The 22,903-nt window shown below is 62.6% G+C and carries 20 protein-coding genes and 1 pseudogene; 9 read left to right on the top strand and 12 right to left on the bottom strand.

Annotation, left to right across the window (positions count from 1 at the left end):
- Positions 1 to 24: 24 nt before the first annotated feature.
- The 4 genes from ACN0S5_RS18615 to ACN0S5_RS18600 form a co-directional block, all read right to left on the bottom strand.
- The gene (locus ACN0S5_RS18615) at positions 25 to 1,056 is read right to left on the bottom strand and encodes a LacI family DNA-binding transcriptional regulator (protein WP_417210246.1); all 1,032 of its coding nucleotides are present in this window, start codon (positions 1,054 to 1,056) and stop codon (positions 25 to 27) included.
- Between the two features lie 141 nt (positions 1,057 to 1,197).
- The gene (locus tag ACN0S5_RS18610; protein ID WP_417210244.1) at positions 1,198 to 1,416 is read right to left on the bottom strand and encodes a hypothetical protein; all 219 of its coding nucleotides are present in this window, start codon (positions 1,414 to 1,416) and stop codon (positions 1,198 to 1,200) included.
- Between the two features lie 95 nt (positions 1,417 to 1,511).
- Positions 1,512 to 2,600, bottom strand: coding sequence for a Gfo/Idh/MocA family protein (locus ACN0S5_RS18605; protein ID WP_417210242.1), 1,089 nt, complete (start codon positions 2,598 to 2,600; stop codon positions 1,512 to 1,514).
- The gene (locus tag ACN0S5_RS18600) at positions 2,597 to 3,313 is read right to left on the bottom strand and encodes a GntR family transcriptional regulator (RefSeq protein WP_417210241.1); all 717 of its coding nucleotides are present in this window, start codon (positions 3,311 to 3,313) and stop codon (positions 2,597 to 2,599) included. Before ACN0S5_RS18600 ends, ACN0S5_RS18605 begins: the two co-directional genes overlap by 4 nt.
- A gap of 129 nt (positions 3,314 to 3,442) precedes the next feature.
- Here ACN0S5_RS18600 and ACN0S5_RS18595 point away from each other — a divergent pair, with 129 nt between their 5' ends.
- From ACN0S5_RS18595 to ACN0S5_RS18565, 7 genes are all read left to right on the top strand, one after another.
- Positions 3,443 to 4,597: an LLM class flavin-dependent oxidoreductase gene (locus ACN0S5_RS18595; protein ID WP_417210239.1), complete on the top strand. Its 1,155-nt coding sequence runs from the start codon at positions 3,443 to 3,445 to the stop codon at positions 4,595 to 4,597.
- On the top strand, positions 4,597 to 5,481 hold the full coding sequence (locus tag ACN0S5_RS18590; RefSeq protein WP_417210304.1) for an aldo/keto reductase: 885 nt from the start codon (positions 4,597 to 4,599) through the stop codon (positions 5,479 to 5,481). Before ACN0S5_RS18595 ends, ACN0S5_RS18590 begins: the two co-directional genes overlap by 1 nt.
- Positions 5,481 to 5,990: a flavin reductase family protein gene (locus tag ACN0S5_RS18585; protein ID WP_417210238.1), complete on the top strand. Its 510-nt coding sequence runs from the start codon at positions 5,481 to 5,483 to the stop codon at positions 5,988 to 5,990. The genes ACN0S5_RS18590 and ACN0S5_RS18585 overlap by 1 nt, the downstream gene beginning before the upstream one ends.
- Positions 5,991 to 6,070: 80 nt before the next feature.
- Entirely contained in the window at positions 6,071 to 6,667 is a 597-nt protein-coding gene (locus tag ACN0S5_RS18580; RefSeq protein WP_417210236.1) for a TRAP transporter small permease, read from the top strand.
- A gap of 1 nt (position 6,668) precedes the next feature.
- Positions 6,669 to 8,237: a TRAP transporter large permease gene (locus ACN0S5_RS18575; RefSeq protein WP_417210234.1), complete on the top strand. Its 1,569-nt coding sequence runs from the start codon at positions 6,669 to 6,671 to the stop codon at positions 8,235 to 8,237.
- 32 nt (positions 8,238 to 8,269) lie between these two features.
- Entirely contained in the window at positions 8,270 to 9,337 is a 1,068-nt protein-coding gene (gene dctP, locus ACN0S5_RS18570; protein ID WP_417210233.1) for a TRAP transporter substrate-binding protein DctP, read from the top strand.
- Positions 9,338 to 9,556: 219 nt separating this feature from the next.
- Entirely contained in the window at positions 9,557 to 10,390 is an 834-nt protein-coding gene (locus ACN0S5_RS18565; protein WP_417210232.1) for a class I SAM-dependent methyltransferase, read from the top strand.
- Between the two features lie 255 nt (positions 10,391 to 10,645).
- Here the strand turns inward: ACN0S5_RS18565 and ACN0S5_RS18560 are convergent, their stop codons facing one another.
- The gene (locus ACN0S5_RS18560; RefSeq protein WP_417210230.1) at positions 10,646 to 11,140 is read right to left on the bottom strand and encodes a tetratricopeptide repeat protein; all 495 of its coding nucleotides are present in this window, start codon (positions 11,138 to 11,140) and stop codon (positions 10,646 to 10,648) included.
- Here ACN0S5_RS18560 and ACN0S5_RS18555 point away from each other — a divergent pair.
- Positions 11,117 to 12,424: a cytochrome-c peroxidase gene (locus ACN0S5_RS18555; RefSeq protein ID WP_417210229.1), complete on the top strand. Its 1,308-nt coding sequence runs from the start codon at positions 11,117 to 11,119 to the stop codon at positions 12,422 to 12,424. The two genes, ACN0S5_RS18560 and ACN0S5_RS18555, sit on opposite strands and share 24 nt — an antisense overlap.
- Positions 12,425 to 12,503: 79 nt before the next feature.
- On the opposite strand, the gene fcl is transcribed toward ACN0S5_RS18555, so the two are convergent.
- Both fcl and gmd read right to left on the bottom strand, forming a co-directional pair.
- On the bottom strand, positions 12,504 to 13,475 hold the full coding sequence (gene fcl, locus ACN0S5_RS18550; protein ID WP_417210228.1) for a GDP-L-fucose synthase: 972 nt from the start codon (positions 13,473 to 13,475) through the stop codon (positions 12,504 to 12,506).
- A 43-nt stretch (positions 13,476 to 13,518) separates the two neighbouring features.
- A complete protein-coding gene (gene gmd, locus ACN0S5_RS18545) occupies positions 13,519 to 14,640 on the bottom strand; it encodes a GDP-mannose 4,6-dehydratase (protein ID WP_417210227.1) in 1,122 nt (373 codons plus the stop codon).
- A 442-nt stretch (positions 14,641 to 15,082) separates the two neighbouring features.
- Here gmd and ACN0S5_RS18540 point away from each other — a divergent pair, with 442 nt between their 5' ends.
- Entirely contained in the window at positions 15,083 to 17,407 is a 2,325-nt protein-coding gene (locus ACN0S5_RS18540; RefSeq protein ID WP_417210226.1) for a glycosyl hydrolase family 28-related protein, read from the top strand.
- Between the two features lie 41 nt (positions 17,408 to 17,448).
- Here the strand turns inward: ACN0S5_RS18540 and ACN0S5_RS18535 are convergent, their stop codons facing one another.
- From ACN0S5_RS18535 to ACN0S5_RS18515, 5 genes and pseudogenes are all read right to left on the bottom strand, one after another.
- A complete protein-coding gene (locus ACN0S5_RS18535) occupies positions 17,449 to 18,366 on the bottom strand; it encodes a glycosyltransferase family 2 protein (RefSeq protein ID WP_417210225.1) in 918 nt (305 codons plus the stop codon).
- A gap of 43 nt (positions 18,367 to 18,409) precedes the next feature.
- A complete protein-coding gene (locus ACN0S5_RS18530; protein ID WP_417210223.1) occupies positions 18,410 to 19,579 on the bottom strand; it encodes a glycosyltransferase in 1,170 nt (389 codons plus the stop codon).
- Positions 19,580 to 19,596: 17 nt separating this feature from the next.
- Positions 19,597 to 20,439 (bottom strand): sulfotransferase domain-containing protein, encoded by an 843-nt coding sequence (locus ACN0S5_RS18525; RefSeq protein WP_417210222.1) that lies wholly within the window; start codon positions 20,437 to 20,439, stop codon positions 19,597 to 19,599.
- 127 nt (positions 20,440 to 20,566) lie between these two features.
- Positions 20,567 to 21,148, bottom strand: a pseudogene (locus tag ACN0S5_RS18520) (glycosyltransferase); the annotation flags it as partial.
- A 467-nt stretch (positions 21,149 to 21,615) separates the two neighbouring features.
- Entirely contained in the window at positions 21,616 to 22,761 is a 1,146-nt protein-coding gene (locus ACN0S5_RS18515) for a glycosyltransferase (RefSeq protein WP_417210221.1), read from the bottom strand.
- Positions 22,762 to 22,903: the final 142 nt, after the last annotated feature.

The following is a 22,903-nucleotide window of genomic DNA, read 5'->3' as shown; positions in this document are numbered from 1 at the left end:
TTAAATTGCCGCGACGCAGCAAAATCAGGCGGATTGACGCATGATCAAACGGCCCTCCAGGAAAATTTCATCACGCTTTTCAGCACGCTCACCGCTTTCGATCAGGCTGAACAGGCGCTCGACGCTGCGTTCTGCGATTGCATCGTAACTTTGCGAAACCGTGGTCAGAGGCGGGCATGTATAGCGCGAAAACGGGTGATCGTCGTGTCCGGCGATGCGCAGGGCCGACCCCGGACCAAGGCCGACTCGCAGCCCCTTTTGATAGGCCGCCGCCAGAAACCCGATTGCCAGACGGTCATTGCTGCACAGGATCGTATCTGACGGCAGATCTCCGCCGTCGATCAACCGCATGCCGCCCTCCAGCCCGATTTTCTCGAAATCCCAGCCGTCGCCGTCAACCTGCAACAGATGCACCGGATGGCCCATTTGCTCCATCGCGTTGCAATAGGCCCTGCGGCGGCGATAGGCGTTCGGGTTGGTGGGCGTGCGCATTTCGAAAAACGCCGGCGGCTGGCCCGTCCGGCACAGGTAATCGCAGATCAGACCCGTGGCCTGATCGTTGTCATGACCGACAAACGCCTCACCCAAACCACTGAGATTGCTGTCAAAAAGAACAGAAGGCACCGCCTTGCAAAAGCTTTCGACCGCGCTTTTGTCCGAACTTCGCCCCAACGGCGCCAACAGCGCCCCGGCTGGCTTGATCGCGCGCAGGCTTTCAAGGTTGTCATTCTCCTGATCGGTCGTCCCGTGCGAACTGAGCAGGATGGGACGAAAGCCGGAACCGATGACCAGCATCTCCAGATTGCGGGCAATTTCGGCAAAGAAAGGGTCGGCCAGATACGGCACGACAATGCCGATGTTCTTTGTCAGCTTGCGGTTCTGGTTGATGGCAAAGATGTTGGGCCGGTAGTCGTACTGCTCCAGCGCCCCCTCGATCCGTGAGCGCGTGGATTTGCGCACACTGTCGGGGTCGTTGAAGTACTTCGACAGGGTCGGGCGTGAAATCCCGCTGACCTCTGCGAATTCCTCCATGTTCCGGATCTTGCGATCGTCCATTGTTCCTCTCCGTCAGCCATCTTGCACACCACGGAGGCACTTCCCGGCAGCACAGTCCGGAGTTTTCCGGTATTTTTAACGCGCGTAATGTTTTGACCTGTGGGAAACCCGGTCTTCCGTCAAGAAAATCCTTCTCGCGCGTCAACTCACATGGGTTACTTGTGTATCACCCCGGTCGGATGTCGCAATGCCATAATAAGTCGGGGCCGCCGCCACCCTTGGCCTTTGGCGTTCGACAAAGGCGACCGCCTCGGCAATCGAATCCGGCGGGTGCGGGATTCCCCGGTCGCTCGCGTGCAGTCCGGCCAGCACCTCGGTGCGAAACGCCCGTTCTCGGGCCGCGCCCTCGGCGTCCACCATGACCTGCTCTGCGTTTCGCGTGCACTATGCAGGTCCGTCAGGCCAGCGAAACGTCCCTGATCAAGACGGCGGCGATTCCGCCGCCCGCAACAGGGTCACAGCGTGACCGCCTGCCCGGTTGCGGCGCTTTCTTGTGCCGCCAGCCCGATCCGCACCGCCGCGATGCCGTCCGCCAGCGAGACCTCGGGGCGGCCCTCGCCGCGCACCACCGCGTTGAACCGTTCGTGCTGGTAATAGGTCGATCCGTTGTGATCGCCCGCCGCCAGCAGCGCCGCGTCCACCGGCACGTCGATGACACGCGGTCCCTTGGGCACGCGCGGCGACACGATCACCTGCGGCACCGGGGCCGCGCCCAGATGCGCGGGCCAGAACCGCCCCGGCCCCGGCACCCGCGCCTCGATCTTGCCCGCCGGGCCCATGGCGCTGATCTCTTCCTGATAGCGCGATCCTTCGGCGAACATGCACAGTTCCAGCATCGCCCGCGCGCCCCCCGCGAAATTGAGGATCACATAGCCGTTGTCCCAGATGTCCGGCGCGTGCCCGTCATAGGTTTCGTCCTTGTGGTTCACCGCCTGCCCGGCGCTGGCCATGACGCGCACCGGCTCATCCCGCAGGATCAGCCGCATCAGGTCAAAGAAGTGACAGCATTTCTCGACCAGCGTGCCGCCGCTGCGGGCATTGAACCGGTTCCACGCGCCGACCTTGGGCAGGAAGGGAAAGCGATGCTCACGGATCGTCAGCATGGAAATCCCGCCCGTCGCCTCCTGCGCCTCATCGCGCAAAAGCGCGATGGGCGGCATATAGCGGTATTCCATCGCCACCCAGACCGGCGCGCCATAGCTGGCCGCAAAGTCGCGCAGAAACGCCTCATCCTCGGGTGCGGTGAACAGCGGCTTTTCGCACAGGATCGGCAGCGGGCGCGTCGCCGCGATCTGGCGCAATTGCGGCACATGGCAATCGTTCGGACTGACAATCACCAGCGCATCCAGATCCGGCACCGCCAGCAGATCCTCCAGCGTGTCACAAACCTGCGCCCCGCCCGCCAGATCCGCCGCGCTGACAGCCAGATCGCGCATCGGGTCAAACACCGCCGTCACCCGGCCATGCGGCAGCAGATTGATGTTCTGGATATGCTCACGGCCCATCATCCCGCAGCCGATCACACCGTAACGCACCATGTTCATGCCTTGCCGATCCTGTTGATGTAAATGACGGTCTCCGCGTCAAACCACGTCCGAGAAAATTCGACCGGCGCGCCCGCGCTGTCGCGCGCGATCCGCTCGACATAGCCCGCGGTCGCCCCCGCGACAGGGGGGAACCGGGCATCGCCCCAGTCCGGCACCGGGGCGAAACTGACCCGGTCCTCTGCCGCGAGGATCACCAGACCCAGCCGCTCACGATAGAACAGGTACAGCGACTCCGACACGTCTTGTGCCGCGATCTCCGCCGCCTGCGCCCCGTCCAGCCAGATCTCTTCCAGCGCCGCCGGAACCCCGCCAAGGAATCGCAACCGGCGAAAGCGCCAGCCCTCATCCGAAGGTCCGAACGCAGGCACCCCCGGCGGTTTCGGCAGGCGATCCACCGCCAGAAACTCTGCCGTCGGCAACCCGCCCCCGGCCTTCAACTCCAGCCGCAGCATCGAATAGATCGAGGCCACGCCGCCCCGCGCGCGCACGTAGTTTCCAGACCCCTGAACGCGATCCAACAACCCCTCATTCGACAGCGTTTCCAGGGCCTTGCGCAGCGTCCCCACCGCGATACCCAACTGTTCCGCCATCTCACGTTCCGGCGGCAGCCGCGCGCCATCCGCCAGCCGTCCGGCTGCGATGTCTCGGATCAGCATTTCGCTGATCTGGGCGTGCTTGGGCAGCGCCGCCGAGGTCCGTCCCCGCGTCAAGCCTGTCTCCTCCACCGGCTGCCCATTTTTAGGGCACCGCAAATTAATACACTATTGATGCATTAATTCTCGAATGCTACGCAAGAAGAAATCGCCGCCGAATCCGGCGCAGCTTTGGGAGACCCCGACATGACCGTCGTGCCCGTCACCTCATCCGATCTCGACGCCTCCGAGGTCAGCTGGTTCTCGGCGCTCTGCTCCGACGACTACCGGTATCTTGGCGTGCCCGACGGCGCGCTGCGGTCCTCCTTTGAGCACTGCCGCGACATCGTGCTGGAGGCGGAAAGCCAGGGCTTTCGCAACATCCTAGCGCCGTCCTCCTACCAGGTCGGGCAGGACACACTGTCATTCGTGGCGGGCATGGCGCCGCTGACCAGCACCATCAACATGCTGGCCGCCATCCGCTGCGGTGAGATGCATCCGATCATGCTGGCCCGCACCGTGGCGACGCTGGATCACATGATGAAGGGGCGGCTGACGCTCAACGTCATCTCGTCGGACTTCCCCGGCGAAACCGCCGACAGCGGCTATCGCTACCAACGCTCGCGCGAGGTGGTGCAGATCCTCAAACAGGCGTGGACGCAGGACGAAATCAACTTCGACGGTGAGATTTACACCTTCAAAGGCCTGACCACCGACCCGGCGAAACCCTATCAGACCGGCGGCCCGCTGCTGTACTTCGGCGGCTATTCCCCCGCCGCGCTGGACCTCTGCGGTGAGCATTGCGACGTCTACCTGATGTGGCCGGAACCCAAGGAACAGCTTGCCCAGCGCATGACGGACGTGAACGCCGTGGCACAACGCTATGGACGCACGCTGGACTACGGGTTGCGCGTCCATATGATCGTCCGCGACACAGAGGCAGAGGCCCGCGACTACGCCGACAGCCTCGTATCCAAACTGAACGACGAATACGGCCAGTTGATCCGCAACCGCGCCCATGACAGCGGCTCTTTGGGCGTCTCGCACCAGTCCCGCGCCCGCGAACTGGCGGATAAATTCGGCTACGTCGAACCCGGCCTCTGGACCGGCGTGGGCCGGGCGCGGTCGGGCTGTGGTGCGGCGCTGGTCGGCTCTGCCGATCAGGTGCTGTCCAAGATCGAAGAGTACCGCAAGATGGGCATTCGAGCCTTTATCTTCTCGGGCTACCCCCACATTGATGAATGCAAATATTTCGGCAAACTGGTCATGCCAGAGCTGAAAACGTGTTCGCTGCCGCATGAATATGGCCGCGTCCCGAACGAAACACCGGCAACGCCGCTTGGCGTGGGAGAGCGGAAATGATGCAACGCGTAGACCTGCAACAGGGGCTAAGCTTTAGCCGCATCGTCTATGGAATGTGGCGTCTGGGCGACGATTCCGACACTTCTCCCGTCCATGTCCGCGCCAAGATCGACGCCTGCCTTGAACAGGGCATCACCACGCTGGATCAGGCCGACATCTACGGCGGCTATGAGGCCGAGGAACTCCTTGGCGCGGCGATGACGCCGGACCTGCGGCAACAGGTCGAGATCGTCACCAAATGTGACATCGTCGCCCCGGTGGGCCGCTACGCCGACGCGCCGGTGAAATACTATGACACCAGCCGCGCGCATATCATGGCCTCGGTCGATCATTCGCTGCGCCTGATGAAGATCGAGCAGATCGACCTGCTGCTGATCCACCGCCCCGATCCGATGATGGACCACCGCGAAACCGGGGCCGCGCTGGACGCGGTCGTGGCCTCCGGCAAGGTCCGCGCCGTGGGCGTGTCGAACTTCAAGCAGCACGATTGGACGCTGCTGCAATCGGCCACCAAGACGCCGCTGGTCACCAACCAGATCGAACTCAGCCTCAGCGCGCTTGAGGGGTTCACCAACGGCGATCTGGCCTATCTTCAGGAACGCGGCATCGCGCCGATGGCATGGTCGCCGCTGGGCGGCGGCGCATTGATGAGTTCCAACACCGCGCTGACCAAGGTCATGGACCGCGTCGCCGCCGATCAGGGTGTGGACCGCGCCGCCGTGGCCATCGCTTGGCTGCTGGCGCATCCCGCCGGTATCCTGCCCGTCATGGGCACCAACACAATTGAGCGGATCAAACGCTTTTCCACCGCCTTCAAGGTCGACATGACGCGCGCGCTGTGGTTCGAGCTTTATACCGCCGCGCAGGGACATGAGGTTCCGTGATGGACGGCGACTGGAGCCACGCGATGCAGGCCTTTGACCCCAGCGAGGATTCCCGCGCCTTTCGCGCAGCACTTGGCAGTTTTGCCACCGGCGTCACCGTCGTCACCGCCTCCGGCCCGCGCGGGCCGGTCGGGATCACCGCCTCCAGCTTTGCCAGCGTGTCGCTGGACCCGCCGCTGGTGCTGTGGTCGCCACAGAAATCCTCGCGCCGCTTTCCCACGTTCCGGGACGCGCGCCACTACGCCATCCACGTCCTTGATGGCCACCAAAAACACATCTGCAACGGGTTCACCCGCGACGCCCATGCCTTTGACGGGTTCGACTGGGCGGCGGACGACAACGGCGTGCCGCAGATGGCCGATTGCCTTGCCCGGTTCGATTGCCGCCAAGAGGCGGTGCATGACGCGGGCGACCATGTGATCATCGTGGGCCGCGTGCTTGGCGCGGCCTTCCGGCCCGGCCTGCCGCTGTTGTTTCAGGGCGGCCGGTTCGTCAGCCTCAAGGGCTAGACACATCAGGGGACCGGGGCGCCAAGATCCCGGCCCGAACGACAAGGGGCGCCTCACGCCCCGTTTATGGGAGGAGCGCCATGCCGGTGCTGCTGATACTGCTTTGGCCGCTGGAGCGGCTGAACACGGGCATCCTGTCCGTGGGCCGGGTGATTGCGGTGCTTGCGCTGGCGATCATGGTCTGCCTCATCCTTGGCCAGATCTTCTGGCGCTACGCGCTGAACGACGCCCCCAACTGGACAGAGGAAGGCGCGCGCTTCGGAATGCTCTGGCTGGTTGGCCTGATGGCCCCGCTGGCCTACCGGCAAGGCGGCTTTGTCGCCATCGACATGCTGGAACGCGCCCTGCCCCGGCTGCTGGCCAGCCTGCTGACGCTGGTCCTGCTGGCGATTTCGCTCTGGGTGCTGCTGATCGCCTGGGACAAGGGCCTGAACAACCACGTCGACAGCCTCTCTGGCCGCGGCTGCTCTTCCTCGCTGCGCTGGCCCTTCGGGATCGAGATCGGCAAGTGCAAGGCCAAGTTCGCCAACCAGTATCAATACGCCGCGCTCTGGGTCGGGATAAACCTGCTGATCCTCGTCAACGTGGAACTCATCCTGCGCCAGTTCATCACCCTCATGGGTGGCGGTGATCGCCTGACCCGCCTGAACACGGACGACATGGCGGGGGCGGACTGACATGCTGATCTGGTTCCTGCCCGTCTTCCTTGTCCTCATCATGATCGGCCTGCCGGTGGTCTTTGCCCTGCTCGCCGCGCCCTTTGGCCTGCTGGTCATGGACGACCAATCGCGCCAACTCTCCGTCCTCTACCGCAACCTCTACAACGGCATGGACAGTTTTCCGCTGATGGCGCTGCCCTTCTTCATGCTGGCCGGTGAGGTCATGAACCGCGGCGGCATCACCATCCGCCTTGTCGAGTTCTCACAGGCCATCATGGGCCACCTGCGCGGCGGCCTTGCCCACGTCAACATCCTGTCCTCGATCCTCTTCGCGGGCCTGTCCGGCTCTGCCGTGGCCGACACATCTGCGCTGGGGTCCACCCTGATCCCGGCGATGGAGAAAAACGGCTATACCCGCCGCTTCGCCGCCGCCATCACCGCCGCCAGTTCCGTCATCGGCCCGATCATCCCGCCCTCGGGCATCATGATCATCTACGCCTATGTCATGGGCGAAAGCGTCGCCGCCCTGTTCCTTGCGGGCATCGTGCCGGGCATCCTTGTGGGGGTCGGCCTGATGGTCATGGTCCGCCTGATGGCCGACCGCTATGACCTGCCCAAGGCGGAACGCATCGTCCACCGCAACCAAACCATGAGCGTCGCCGAATACTGGGTCAGCTTCGTGCTTGTCCGCATTAACGTCGGCGGCCTGCTGATGGCGGTCTACTCTGGCCTCGCCGTCCCCCTCGGCCTCGCCCGCCTCGATGAGAACGGCGACAAGATCCACAGCCTGAACCTCTGGATCGTCTTCGCACTCATGCTGGTGATCGCCCACGCGCTGATGATGTACTGGCGCAAACAGGTCGACCACGACTTCCGCATCATCTGCAAAAAGGCCGCCGCCCCGCTGCAAACCCCCATCATCATCCTCGGCGGCATCCTTGTCGGCGTCATGACCCCGACAGAGGCCAGCGCCGTCGCCGTCGCCTATGCGCTGATCATCAGCTTTCTCGTCCTGCGCTCCATGACCCTGCGCGACCTCTATCAGGTCCTTGCCCGCTCGGCCCTGTCCACCTCCGCCGTCCTGCTGCTGGTCGGCGCGGCGGTGGCCTTCAAAACCGTGGTCTCCCTCTCGCACGCACCGCAGATCCTGACCGACATCATCCTTGGACTGTCGGAAAACCCGCTGGTGCTGCTGTTCCTCATCAACATCCTGCTGTTCATCGTCGGCATGTTTCTGGACGCGGGCCCCGCCATCATCATCCTCGGCCCGATCCTTGGCCCGATCTTCGTCGAACTGGGCGTCCACCCCGTCCACTTCGCCATCATCATGAGCGTCAACCTCACCGTCGGGCTGGCCACGCCGCCCATGGGGCTGGTGCTGTTCGTGGCCTCGACGGTCAGCCGCGAAAAGGTCGAAACCATCGCACGGGCGATCCTGCCCTTCCTCGCGGTCGAAATCTTCGTGATCTTCCTGATCACCTACGTCCCCCAGATCTCGATGACCGTCCCCTATCTGGCGGATTTCATCAAATGCCCGCCGGACACCGGTTTCATGGCCTGCATCAGTCCGGCACCGCTACCCAAGTAACCAGAAACGACAGCACCCAACGGGAGGTACTCATGCTGAAACATCTCTTCACCGCGGCGACCTTCGCCGCCACAACCCTGACCGGCGGCGCAGCCCTTGCCGCCGCCCATGGCGATCCGATCAAGATCGTCGCCACCGCCAACTCGAACGAGGCAGATGAGGACTACGCCGGCCTGATCGTGTTCAAGGACTACGTCGAGGCCGCCTCAAACGGTGCCATCGAGGTCGAGATCTACATGGGCACCCAGCTCTGCTCGACCGGCGCGGAATGCATCGAGGGCGTGGCAGAGGGCTCCATCGACGTCTACATCTCCACCTCCGGCGGGGCGGCGGGCATCTTTCCCTATGTTCAGGTGCTGGACCTGCCTTACCTGATGGCCAATGACCGCATCGCGGAAAAGGTGCTGACCGGCGATTTCGTCCGCACCATGCGGGACATGGCGCTGGAGGACAGCGACAACACCGTGCGCCTGATGACCATCGGCAACACCGGCGGCTGGCGTAACTTTGCCAATACCAAGCGCCGCATCACCTCGCCCGCCGACATGGAAGGGCTGAAGATCCGCACCGTGGTTGCCGATCTGCCGCAGGAACTGGTCAAGGCACTGGGCGCCGCGCCCACCCCGATCCCGTGGCCGGAACTGTTCACCTCGTTCCAGACCGGCGTTGTGGATGGGTCGAAAAACGGCATCACCGACATCATGGGCATGAAATTCCCCGATGCGGGCCTGCAATACGTCACGCTGGACGGCCACGCCTACATGGGCGCGCTGTGGTGGATGAGCAACGAAAAGTTCATGGGGCTCGACCCCGCCATGAAACGCGTGGTGGTTGATGGCTTCTACGCGCTGCAACAGGCCACCTTTGCCGCGCCCAAGCGGGGCGCGATTCAGGCCTATGCCGATTTCGTCGAAGGCGGCGGAGACATCTACGTCCCCTCCCCCGAGGAAAAAGCAGCCTTCGCCGAGGCCGCCAAGCCGGTGCAGGACTGGTTCCGCGAAAACGTCGACGGCGGGGACAAGATCCTCGATGCGCTGATCGAGGCCGTGGAGGCCGCAGAGGCCGACCTGAACGCCGCCTATGACGCCGACCTGAACTGAGCGCGACAACGCCAAGATGAAAGGCCGGGGGCGTGACGCCCTCGGCCTTTTGCGTTTGGCGGTGTGGATGGCAGATCGCTTGGCACAGGTTGAGAAGGGCGGGTCTGAAGCCAAGGATACCAATTTCCGACAGGTCCGCGAATGTCTGCTCAGCTTGATTTCGTTGACATTGTGTCTCGTACGCTTGTTCATGGACGGGCGCACATTGCGGGGCGGAGGATGTCAGAGTTTCAGGAACCGGATACTTTTGCCGCGCTCGAAAAACGCGAGTGGGCGAAATCCGATGTGGCACAATCCTATGCCGAAGTGTTTGCCAAAGCCTCAGACATGGTTGTCCCCTCCTTGGTGGCGGCGGTCGGGGCCGGACCTGATATCGCCGTGCTCGACCTGTGCTGCGGTCAGGGCAACGTGGCTGCTGGTCTTCTCAAAGCTGGCGCTCGGGTGACGGGGCTGGATTTCTCACCTGCCATGCTCAAGATCGCCCGAGCAGCCGTGCCAGAGGTCCGGTTTGTCGAAGGCGACGCCATGTCGCTCGACTTTGAGGATCAGACCTTTGACGCTGTGACAATCGGGTTCGGGATGCCGCATGTTCCGGACCCCCCGAAAGTTGTGGCAGAGGCCCGCCGAGTTCTTCGTACTGGTGGCCGCCTGGCGTTTTCAGTTTGGTGCGGGCCGGAAGTCGATACTGCCCTTGGATATGTTTTTGGCGCCATTGGTCAACACGGGTCTCCAGACATTGCCTTGCCACCGGGCCCCGGAGCAAATGACTATGCTGATCCCACGATCGCCTTTCCCGTGTTGGAGAACGCTGGATTTTCAGATTGCCGTCAATTCACAGTCGCATCGAGGTGGCACGTACAAGACCCCGGCGCGCCCTATGATTTCTTTCTTGAGGGGACGGCTAGGGGCGGTGCCCTGTTGCGCCCGCAACCCCCAGAGAATGCGGCAGCGATACGAGCAGCCGTTGTATCAAAGGTACTCGAAAAACACGGGTCCGGACCTGATTGGGACGTACCAATTCCCGCAGTCGTGACTGTAGCAACCGCAATTTAGACGACTTTTGAGTTGCGCGTCCGTCACCTAAGCAGACCTTGGCGCACCTGGTCTGGTCGGTGGTTCTGTCTGCGGAGCGGACGTTCCAGAGGGGCCGCGCAACCCCTCTTTCCTTGCAGGACGGGCATTGAATTCCCGGCCCGACCGCGCCTCCTCCGCAAACCTCAAAGCTTAACCAATCCTAAAACCGTCTCTGTAACCCCTTGATTTTTCACACCCGCATACCTGTCCACGCGTGGACACGCCATTTTTCCCTCACCGAAACGGATACATCCAGACCCGATAATCCTCGACCAGAACCTCCGCCCTTTTCCGCGCGTCCCGGCCCATCCTCGGGGTCAATTCCTCCAAGGAATCAGGGGCGTCCACATCCCCCCCGATGGCCGAGAGAGCATACCAAAGATAGGCCCGAACAAGGTCCGGCGCGGGCAGGCCAAGGCCCAGTTCATAATACCACCCCAGCCCCGATTGCGCCCCCGGATGGCCCTTCATCGAGGCCCTCAGATACCACTCGAACGCCCGCTCCGGGTCCTTTTCCACGCCCAGCCCCAAGGCATACATCACCCCGATCAATTCCTCCGCGTCCGCATTGCCCGACCGCGCCAGCACCCGGAACTGATCCATTGCGGCGGGAAACTCCCCCGCTTCCATCAAATCCCGCGCCTCCTCCAGATCGGCGGCAAAAACAGGGTTTGAGAGCGCCAGCAACCCTGCCAGAATGATCCCATGCGCGCCGCTTGTCTTTTGCATCTACTCTGCCTCCTCCTCACCGGCCCAGCACAGGCCGAGCCCATCACGCTGGATGATTTCCTGCCCACCGACCCGGCGCAAGCCCGCTTGGGCCAGCTTTTGTTCTATGACCCCATCCTCAGCGGCAATCGCAACATTTCCTGCGGCACCTGCCACCACCACAGCCTCGCCAGCGGCGACGGCCTCAGCCTTGGCATCGGCGAGGGCGGCCGCGGCCTTGGACGGGAGCGCACCCCCGGCACCGGCCCCGAAGCGATCCGCAAGCGCATCCCCCGCAACGCCCCCGCCCTGTGGAACCTTGGCCACAAATCCGTGCGCGTCCTCTTTCACGACGGTCGGTTGGAGGTTTCGGACCAGTTCGGCAACGGCTTTGACAGCCCCGCCGAGGAATGGCTGCCGCAGGGGTTGAACAGCATTCTCGCCGCGCAGGCACTGTTCCCGCTGACCGCCCAGTTCGAGATGGCTGGCAACGTGGGTGAGAACGACGTCACCGGCGCGGTCCACGACCGGATCGACCTTGGCTGGCCGATCCTCGCCAAACGCGTGCGCACCATTCCGGAATACGGCGCGCTGTTTGTCGAGGCGTTTGCGCATATCGACACCCCGGCAGAGGTAACGATTGTCGAGATCGGCAACGCTCTGGGGGCCTTCATGGCGGCGGAATGGATCAGCATCGACAGCCCCTATGACGCGTGGCAACGCGACGGCGCCCCCCTGCCAGACGACGCCGAACGCGGACGGCACTTGTTCTTTGGCGAAGCGATGTGCGGCACCTGTCACGCCGGCCCCCTGTTCACGGACCAAGGGTTTCACGCGCTGGGGCTGCCCGCCTTTGGCCCCGGTCGGACGCGGGCGTTTGACCCGATGCCGCGCGACGTGGGCCGGATGGGCGAGACGGACCTGATCGATGACGCGTACCGCTTTCGCACCCCCTCGCTGCGCAACGTCGCCTTGACCGCCCCCTACGGGCACAACGGGGCCTTTGCTTCGCTCGAAGGGATCATCCGGCATCACCTTGATCCCGGAGCCAGCGCGGACCTGTGGAAAGTGGCCGAGGCCGCGCTGCCGGATGTGCCGTGGCTGGCAGAGGGCGATTTCCTGATCCGACAGGACAGCCGTGAAATGGCGCGACAGGCGCGGGCGCTGGACGTGCGCCCCCTGCCCCTGTCGGACGCAGAGGTCGCGGACCTTGTCGCCTTTCTGCACGCGCTGACCGGGCAAAGTGTAACGGCACGCCCTCTGGGTCGGCCTGACAGGGTGCCCTCTGGCCTGCCGGTCGACTGAGTTTAGAACCTCACAAAGAAAAACGCGCCGTGCCCATGGCGCGACGCGTTTCACTGTCAATTGTGGGCCGGAGTCAAGGTCAGCGGCGAAAGCTGTCCTGATTGTCGAGGAACCACTGGTACGTCTCACGCACGCCGTTTTCGAGGTCGATCGACGCCTTCCACCCCATGTCGGCCAGACGGCTGACATCCATCAGCTTGCGCATGGTGCCGTCGGGCTTGGTCCGGTCGAGTTCGATCTTGCCCTTGTAGCCGGTCACCTCGGCCACCATTTGCGCCAATTCCAGAATGGACACATCCACACCGGAACCAACGTTGATATGGCTCAGTTGTGGCTGGGTGTTGGCGTCATATTTCGCCTTGTCCAGATCCATCACGAACAGCGACGCGGCGGCCATGTCATCGACGTGCAGGAACTCACGCCGCGGCTTGCCGCTGCCCCAGATCACCACCTCATCCTTGCCGTCTTGTGCCGCTTCGTGAAAGCGGCGGATCAGGGCCGGCATCACATGGCTGTTTTCCGGGTGAAAGTTGTCGCCGGGGCCATACAGGTTGGTCGGCATGACGGAACGGTAATCGACCCCGTACTGGCGGTTGTAGCTTTCACAGATCTTGATCCCGGCGATCTTGGCAACCGCATAAGGCTCATTCGTGGGTTCCAGCGGGCCGGTCAGCAGCGCCGCCTCGCGCATCGGTTGCGGCACCGCCTTGGGGTAGATGCAGGACGACCCAAGCTGCAACAGCCGTTCCACCCCCGCCTCCCAGGCAGAGTGAATCACGTTACATTGCACCATCAGGTTGTCGTAGATGAACTCTGCCGGATAGCTGTTGTTGGCGAGAATACCGCCAACCTTGGCCGCCGCCAGGATCACGATGTCCGGCTTTTCGGACATCATGAACTCTTTGACCGCCACCTGATTGGTCAGTTCCAGTTCGGCGTGGGTGCGGGTGACTAGGGTAATGTCCTCACCCGCAGCCTGACGCTGCTGAAGCTGGCGGGTGATCGCGCCCCCCACCATACCGCGGTGGCCTGCTACGTAGATCTTGGGCATAATGTGCCTCCTGACTTCGAATGGCGGCCGCGCGGAACGGACCTTAGCCGTTTTCCAGCGCGACGGGAATATCGTAACCGTGTTCTTTCAACAGGGCATGGCGGCGGGCGGCCTTGAGATCGGATGCGACCATCTCTGCGCACATTTCCTGCGCGGTGATCTCGGGCACCCAGCCCAGCACTTCCTTGGCCTTGGCCGGGTCGCCGAGCAGGGTTTCCACCTCGGCCGGGCGGAAATAGCGCGGGTCGATGCGCAGGATCACGTCGCCGGGTTTGACCGCCGGGGCGCTGTCGCCGGTGACGGCGGCCACGGTGGCAATCTCGTTCACGCCCTCGCCCGAGAATTCCAGTTCGATCCCCAGTTCCTTGGCGGTCCACTGGATGAATTCGCGCACGGAATACTGAACGCCAGTGGCGATCACGAAATCCTCGGCCACGTCCTGTTGCAGCATCATCCATTGCATCCGGACATAATCCTTGGCGTGGCCCCAGTCGCGCAGCGCGTCGATGTTGCCCATATAGAGGCACCCTTGCAGGCCCAGCGCAATATTGGACATGCCGCGGGTGATCTTACGGGTGACAAAGGTCTCACCCCGGCGCGGGCTCTCATGGTTGAACAGAATGCCGTTGCAGGCGTACATCCCATAGGCCTCACGGTAGTTTACCGTGATCCAGTAGGCGTACATCTTGGCGACGGCATAGGGGCTGCGCGGGTGGAACGGGGTCTTTTCAGTCTGCGGGATTTCCTGCACCAGACCGTAGAGTTCCGACGTCGAGGCCTGATAGAAACGCGTGGACTTTTCCATACCTAGAAAGCGGATCGATTCCAGCAGGCGCAGGGTGCCGGTGGCGTCCACATCGGCGGTGTATTCAGGGGCCTCAAACGACACGGCGACATGGCTTTGCGCACCGAGGTTATAGACCTCATCGGGGCGCACTTCGGACAGGATGCGGGTCAGGTTCGAGGTGTCGGTCAGGTCGCCGTAATGCAGCGTGAAGTTCTTCCCGCTGGTGTGCGGATCGTGGTAAATGTGGTCAACCCGTTCAGTATTGAAAAGCGAGGCACGGCGCTTGATGCCATGCACTTCATAACCTTTTTCGAGAAGCAGTTCCGCCAGATAGGAGCCGTCCTGGCCGGTCACGCCGGTAATTAGAGCTTTCTTCATCAAACAACCATTCTTTGCTGTAACGGCCAAGGGGGTGGCCGGGTTAGGCATCGGCTGTCGCATATCCCAACTTGCCGGAGGCGCGCAACTTGAAAGCACCCCGCCTCTGGCCCGTCCGCCATCATCTGCCAATGGACCGTGCAAATCACCGGATTTCGCCGATGTTCAGGCCGACATCACCGCGTTTCTGCCACCACAAGAAAGCGCCACACAGGGCAGAGGCCACGCCCAAAGCCCCCGCGCCTGTGTCGGCTGTTGCCGAACGTGCGGGCGGTCCGGAGACGGACTGTTAGGGCTGCAAGTGAATAACCAATTGCATTCGGGAGACCCGGCCTTTCGCCCTTCGCCAGCGGGTGCACCCGCCGCAATGCTGAGGCGGCAGCAGAGGCCAGCACTCCCGAGGATGACAGCCGTCAATGGCAATCTGAAACGAGGGAATGCAATGGGACTCTTGAAACTGGATATTGCCGGACAGGCGATGGACGCGACCAACACGCCCGTACCGCGCGCCAAGCGTTATATCTACGCGGCGGGGACAGACCGGCTTGCCCCTGTCTTTACCGACAGGGGTCTGACCGTCCAGCAGACCAACCCCATGACCGCCGATGAAAACGGCGAATTCGGCCTCTGTTTCCTGATCGACGGAGACTACCGGATCACCATCGAAGCTGAACAGGGGCAGGTGCTGTTCCAGCAAGACAATGTCATTGTGAAATCCTACTTCGCACTCGGCGACGGCGCGACGTTCCGGTCGATTTCGCAACTGCGCGCTGACTTTGGCCTGAGCTACACCAAGAAGTCAGGCCGTATCCCGGTCGCGGCCGGCGACACGATCATGGTGGCCGAAGGCGGGCACACCTACAGCGTCGTCGGGTCGAATGTGAGCGACCCGGACATTGTCACCGCCGGTGGAATAAACTTGCGTGTGGTCCCGTCGCTGGGTGCCTGTGATGTCCGGGCCTTTGGTGCCATCGGGGACGGAATTGCCGATGACCACGCCGCAATTCAGGCGGCCCTTAACGCCGCTTCGCGAAGCGGCGGCGGTATCGTCGTACTTCCTGTCGGCACATGGCGGATCACCGACACCCTTGTCATTCCCCGCAGCACCACGCTTCAGGGGCGATCGGGTGCCGGCGGCCAGCGCGGAGGGGGCACCGCCAACCATCCGGTTACGATCAAGTATGAAGGCACGTATCGCGCAATCCAGATGGGACAGGACGGCGACAACTGCGTCAACACCACGCTGGACGGGTTCGCCATCATTGCCGAGTCAACAGACGCGAATTTCCGCACTTTCACCGCGTTTTACGGCTATGATCTCCGGTCCAGCCAATTGCGGAATCTCTACGTGGAAGGGGCCGACAAGGCCTATTACTTTACCGGTGAGGGTGGGGCCTTTGCCTATGTGGAAACCCACAACCTGAACGCATTCGACTGCAACATGGGGCTTGAGACCGAGTGTCCGACCCCGATTGGCGATGTCTCTCCGTTCATGCAGGCCAATCTGTTCGGCATCCGCAATATCACGAACTGCGACACCGGGGTTCGTCTGGGAGGTGGCCAGCAAATCCACAGCCGGATTGATTTGCGGGCCGCCGAGATCGGCGCCTGTGGCATTGGCATTCATGTCGATGGCGATGACGAGGGAAAACGTCTGACCTACCAAGTGGACGGTCAGGGCTGGCTGGAGAAAAACACCAACGGGAACATCGTTCTGGACAGCGGCACGATCTATGTCTCCGGAGATATCACCAACAACGATAACAACGTGGTCGGCGGTATCATCCAGAACGGCGGACGGATCATACCGCTTGGGCGCTCTTCATTCGATGACTATTCGATCCCGTTCACCGGGTTCACGTCCAACGGGCTGGTGCGCGCCTTTTCGTTGGTCGACGAAGGCAACAACAGTTTTCATTGCCCGATTTCGGGCGCGCGCGCGTCGATTGTCGGGGGCGGCAGCAAGGCTTCCGGCAACACACGTTTCGGCGACGGCGTTACCGGCAATGGGGCGGGCGGCGGTCTGCGCGTCTACGACACGTCATTCGACTGGACCGGAGACTGGACACTGGCGGTCATGATTCAGACGCCATCCACCGCGGATTCAGTCTACCATTATATCGTCAAGAACTCTGGGCCATCCTTCCTTGAACTGAGCGCGCGCCCCGGCTTTCTGCGGGTCCGCACGCGCGACAGCGGGGGCGCGGCCACGTCTGACGACCTTGGTCCGACCGGTGACAATCCCATCCGTAGCCCGTTCTGGTTCATCCTGAGCTACGACTCGGCCAACACCGAGTTCCAGTTGCGCGCGCCCAGCGGCAAGATCGTCCACAGCGTCGTTCAGCCGATGCCGTCTGGTCTGACAAGCGGCGGCTACGATCAATGGGCTGTCAACGGCGGCGCGCTTTCGGTTCAGAATACGGTTGACGAGATCATGTTGTATGACCGCGTGCTGACCGCCGATGAGGTCATGGCCATTTTTGAGCTTCGGACCAATGCAGTCGGCGCAATCGGTCGAGACCCACGGCAGGGCATCGCTCGCCGTGGCACGTTCAGTGGCACAACCGATGCCTCGGGCGTGCTTGCGATACCGCATGGCCTGCTGGACACGCCAAATTCTGCCTTCGCTCAGATCGTCGGCAATACAACAAGCGTTGCAAGGGTAACGAGCATCACGGCCACACAGATTGCTCTCGAAGTTCAGGAGCTGTCCGGGCAACCGTTGGCCAATACGGCAATCGACGTTTCATGGCGCGCGGAAATCTGAGCGCGGCAAGGCAGCCCCGGTCCCTGACCGGGGCTGCCGCATCATGTCCGGTCCGGCCCGTCTTTCACCAGCCGGATGTCCAGCACCTGGTCAACAGCGGTCAATGGGTCCAGACCATCCCGTTGCATCCGTTTTCGCACTTCGAGCAGTTTGGCGTCCACCAGAAAGCGATACCAAAAGCCCTGTAGGACATGGAAGGCCGTGCCTTCACGCCCGTCGAGAAACCCGAAGCGGAACAGGTATCGGTAAAGGAAATACGCAAAGGATCTGATCCCGGATGGCAGACGTCCGTACAGACCTTCCTTGAGCCACCGTTTGACCCCCGTGTTGTGGCCGTGCTGGCCGCCGCGTAAATCGCGTTCAAGAAACCCGAATTCCGCATCCAGTATCTCTACGACTTCGCGGCTGGCATAGGCGTTGTGCTTTTCGATCCACCAGCCCAGAGGCTTCAGGTTGTCGTCCAGAAGCTCTCCTTCGATGCGGCTTAGCGTGCCGTCAACAACGATATGTTCATCCATCCACCGATCTTCAGATCGCCCCCTGCCGTGGCGCAGAACGCGAACGATCGGAAGTGGAAAAACCCCACCCCAGCGGATCGGTCGACCGAGAAAGGCCATCCGCCGGAGCACCTCGACACCGGCCACCTCTTCGCCAAGCTGAGGCAGCACTGTCGCCAACGAGGATGCCAGTTCCGGGGACACGATCTCATCGGCATCAAGTCGAAACACCCAGTCGGTATCGGACGGAAGTTGTTCCAGCGCCCAGTTGAACTGTTTCGCCTGAGTGACAAAGGGATGGACCAACACCCGTGCGCCCAGTTCACGCGCAATGGATGTGGTTTCATCCGACGACCCGCTGTCCACCACCACAATCCGGTCCGCCACCGACGCCACCGATCCGATGGCCCGGCCGATGTGGATCTCTTCGTCCTTGGTCAGGATAACGACAGTCAGGGTCACAGGCAGACCTTTCAATTCGCGGATCTATGCGGCGGGCGGGCGGTCACGCGACAGTGACCCAATCAGGACGCGCGCCGCTGTCACCCGCCAACCACGCATAAACCGCATCGAGTTGCCGACCAATGCTATCCCATGTGAACCGCTCTTCGACCAGTTCCCGACCGGCACGCCCGACCTGATCCAGATCCGCACGTGACAGATGCGCGACAAGGGTGGCGGCAATCGCAGCCGGGTCCGTGGTGATCCGGATCGCGGCCCCCGCATCGAATCCTTCCGGCAAATTGCATTCCGATGTCATGAAAACAGGTTGCGCATGAGACCATGCCTCCAGAACGGCCATCGGCAAGCCTTCGGACCGCGAGGCAAGGATAAACGCGCTGGCCCGTGCCAAGAGCGTCTGCTTTGCCGCGCCGTAGACCGCCCCCGGAAACGCCACGTCGCCGCCAAGGCCAAGCTCCTGCACGAGGGTTTTGAGGTCTGCTCCGTGCCCCCCGTCGTCCCATCCCGCGATCACCAGACGCCAATCGTCGCGCAGGTCCGGCCGCTGCGCACAGAGCGCGGCCCAGCCCCGGATCGTCTCGGCAAGACCTTTCTTGGGATGCAGGCGACCCAGAAAGAGCATGATCCGGCGACCATCGGCATCACGCGGCGGACCGGCCGGAGACGCAGGCGGCAGGTCAACGCCGTTCGGGACAACGGCGATCGGATTCCGAAGACCGAGCGCACGCATCGACTGAACCTCGGACAGATTCAGCGCGTGAAGACAATTGGCCCCGGCAAGGGTTTTGCCTTCGTACAGGGTCAACGCCAGACGTTTTTTCCACCGGCTGTTGCGCAGCGCCCAAGGGTCCAGCATGCCATGAGGCGAAATCACCAGAGCGCCCCCCGTCCGACGCTGCCAATGGCGGGCACCGGTCGAGATCGCGGGCAGCCACAAACCATGAACGTGCAGGATGCCAGCGCCGGATTCATCCAGCGCGGCAGCCAACCCCGGCACACGGGAGTAGGCAAGCGGACCGTTGCCCCGGATCGTCCGGATGGATAGTTCCGACGTCTCTTCGCCCGGTTCCTGGCCGGGGGCGATCAGGCTGAGAACCTGAGGGCTGCGCCCCGCGGACCGCAGCGCTCGGGCCTGTCCGGAAATCGCCTCGTAAACGCCACCGGACCGTGGCGACATGTCCGGGGCAAGAATGCAAAGACCCGATCTGGTCATGCGCGCGCCTGAGATGCTCACGCCGGTGGTTCCAGCGAATAATCAAAACGGGTCAGGAGCGGTCGCAGCCGTTCGGCGAGTTTGGCGCGCTCCTCGGCGCCAAGTTCTTTGCGCCAGTCCAGCGCCGGAAAGCGGCTTCGCTCAGCGACAATTGCGGTGCTTTGGGGCGACAGGTTGAGCAGTCTCGAAAAGCGGGTTCGGGTGATCGAAGACACCTTTGGCGGCATCGGCGGCATGCGGTTTGCCGGGCGCTCGCCAAGAACCTCTGCGAGGTTGCGCATCGTTGCCTCGGGGCGCTTGACGACGTCCTCGTACCGGATGACCAGAGTACCGGGACGCGCGGTCCAGTCCACAACGTGCCGCTCCCACCAGCCCAGCCGGTCGGTGCTGGCGTCCCAGTGATCGCTTTCGAGAAACTGCATGAACCCCGTCGCGTAGCGCGACGGATCGATCCCCGACAGGAACTGGTGGTAAGAAGTCATCACATTCATCGGGTGGCGGACGATATAGATGGTTTGCGCATGGTCCGCCAAATCCCGCCACGGTCCGTTTGGCGGGGCCGATTCCTCGGGTTGCCAGCTGGATCCGAAATCCGCCTGAAAATGCGTTTTCAGCAGCGCGCGCCGGGGGCGATTTACAATCCGCCGCGCAAGGTCTTCTGAAAACCGCCGATCCTGCGCGCCGAGGCGTTCGAGATTCAGATAGAGGTGGTCCAGCGGCAGGCCCCAGTACCGCCAATTCGCCAGACTGGGAAATTGGCGGCGCAGGAAATCCATCGCCAAATGGGTTCCGGACCGGGGATGTGACGCGACCAGAACAGGTTGCAGGGCATCCGCCCGCGTAATCGCCGGAGCGGTCATTTCTTGCCCTCCAACACCTCGACCAGCTCGATGAAGCGGCGCGCCATGTCTTCGGCGAAAATGTCGGCCCAACGGTGTTCGTCGCATTTTCGGACCATCGGTCCAACTGGTCCGGATCGGCCATGGCGCTGGTGATTGCGCCCGCCAGCGAGGCCGTGTCGCCTCTGGCAAAGCTGACGCCCGTTTCTCCGTCGCGGAAGGCCGCGATTTCGGGCATGTGATACCGGTTGTCGTCATGCAGGATGGCCGGAAGCCCGTAGGCCATGCCGTGAATCAAGCTCAACCCCACCTCTCCGGGATAGAGGAACGCGGCGCATTGGTTGGCGATCCGGGCAATCTCGGCCTCATCCGTCATCTTGCCGTGCCAGATGACCTTGTGCCCAAGGTTCAGCTCTTTCGCGCGTTGCCGCAGACCCTCGCCATCCTGTCCGTCGCCAATAACGTGCAGAACCGGCGCGTCGTCGCCGAGCGTCGCCAACGCCTCCAGTCCCTGCGCCAGATGAGATTTCACCATCAGCCGCCCAATGAAAAGCAGCGTCCGTCCGCGCCGCGCCGCCACATATGGCTCCCGCAGCGATGTGATGGTGGACAGATCCAACCCGTTGTTGAGTCCGGCCACCGGGCGGCGGTCCCGCCTGCCCGAGGCACTGGCCCGGTAGCGGGCCACTTCGTCCTCTGTGTAGAACAGGATCGCGTCCACCAACGCCATCGGGCCGCTGCGCAACGCCTGACGCCAGCGGCGGCTGGTCGAACTCCAGTAATGGCCCCACCAAATCGTCTTGGCCCCGCGCAGTTTTGCCCGGATCAACAATGTGAGCACACTCAATTGGCGGGGGTTGCCCGAAAGGACGACCACATCGCCACGCCGAAGCGGTACAAAAGCGCCGCCTTCCTGCCAGAGCAGATTTCCCGGCAAGGCTTTCATGTCCCCGATGGGATGCGCCCAGTCCCGTTCGACCGGCTTGGTCAGTGTCCATTGTGTTCCGGGACTGAAATAGACTTTCAGACCGTCGCCGAACCGCTGGGCAAGACGGTCAAAGAAGTCGATCCTGTAGACCGGAAGGCGCGGCTGGACATGAATGACGCCGGTTTCCCGCTTCGCGTCCTTTCGATGGCTCTCGCTGGAACTCATTTGGGACCGCTCTTCACTTGTTTGCCAATCAATATCAAAGGACATCATTCCGCCGCTTGTTCGGCGTTGCCCAGCAGGCCTTGCATCCAGTTCAGGATTTCAGTGGCCCGGTTCTTTTCGCGGTCCTGTTCAGCCAATGGCATCAAGTCGGCGCGCATGGCGGACACACGGTCCGGGTCCGCCGCCAATGCGTCCAGCGCGGCCGCGATGGCGTCGGTGTTCATCGGATCGACCAGAACGACGCCCCGGTCAGGCACTTGCCACCGAATGTCCTCGATGTCGGACGTCACAATCGGCAGGGCGCAGGCCAGAGCTTCGGCGATCACGTTGCAACAGCCCTCGGCAAGGGTCGGCAGCGCCATCACGTCCGCCGCGTTCATCCAGACCGGCATCAGGTCGTGTGTGACACTGCCCATGTGAATGATGCCCGGAAAATCGGGAACAAGCGCCCCCGACCCCATAAAGGCCGCCTGCACCGGGTTCGTCATCTTGTGCAGCGCTTGGTTCAGGCGCGGCGCGCCTTTGCGCCCCATGAAATGCCCCACGTAGATGACGATGAACGCATCGGGGTCCAGCCCCAGCTGGCGCCGGCATTCGGCCTTGTCGAGCGGTCGGAAACGATCCCAGTTCGGAAAGTTGGGAATGAGCGATACGCGCGCCGGATCTGCTCCGAGTTCTATTGCCTCGTCACGCAGGCGTGGGGAAACGCAGACAATCCCGGCCGCGTCGCGGACAACTTCGCGATTTCGGGCAACCTCGGCATCGTCAATCTCACGCAGATTGCTTCTCTGGGCGCGGTCCTTGTCGCCGATCAGCGGATGGGACTCTCCCAGATCCACGACATACGGAAGATCAAGCGCCTTGCCCGCGTTTCGTGCAATCGCACCTGCGGCGGCGAATTGCGCGTAGATGACTTCCGGCCTGACCCCTGTGCGCAAGGTTTTCGCAATTTTCGCGGCATCCCGTGCGGCAAGCCAAGCCTTCAGCCTCTTCGGCAGGCGGCGCGCGAATGGTGTCCCCAGCGTTGGAACATAGCGAACGGCTACTCCGGGAATGTCGATGTTTTCCGGTGCCCGCCGCCGCGTCTTCAGGCGTTCGGACAGTGACGTCGGGGCCACGACGTCAATCGAGAGACCTCTCGCGCTCCAGGCTTCGGCAAGGTTGGCGATAAAACGCCCCGACTCCGGCATGCGTGGCTTGGGGTATACCGGCGAAACAATTCGAATATGGTGCAACCCGTTCATGAAATCAGCTTTCTGAGCTACCTCCCGAAATTCGGACACTGACATAAGCTATGATTTGCAGTCTGCTGATCTTCGACGAGAAGGAGAT

The sequence above is a fragment of the Antarctobacter sp. genome, from assembly GCF_048262615.1.
Taxonomy (GTDB): domain Bacteria; phylum Pseudomonadota; class Alphaproteobacteria; order Rhodobacterales; family Rhodobacteraceae; genus Antarctobacter.
This window is presented reverse-complemented; position numbering and strand designations above follow the sequence as displayed.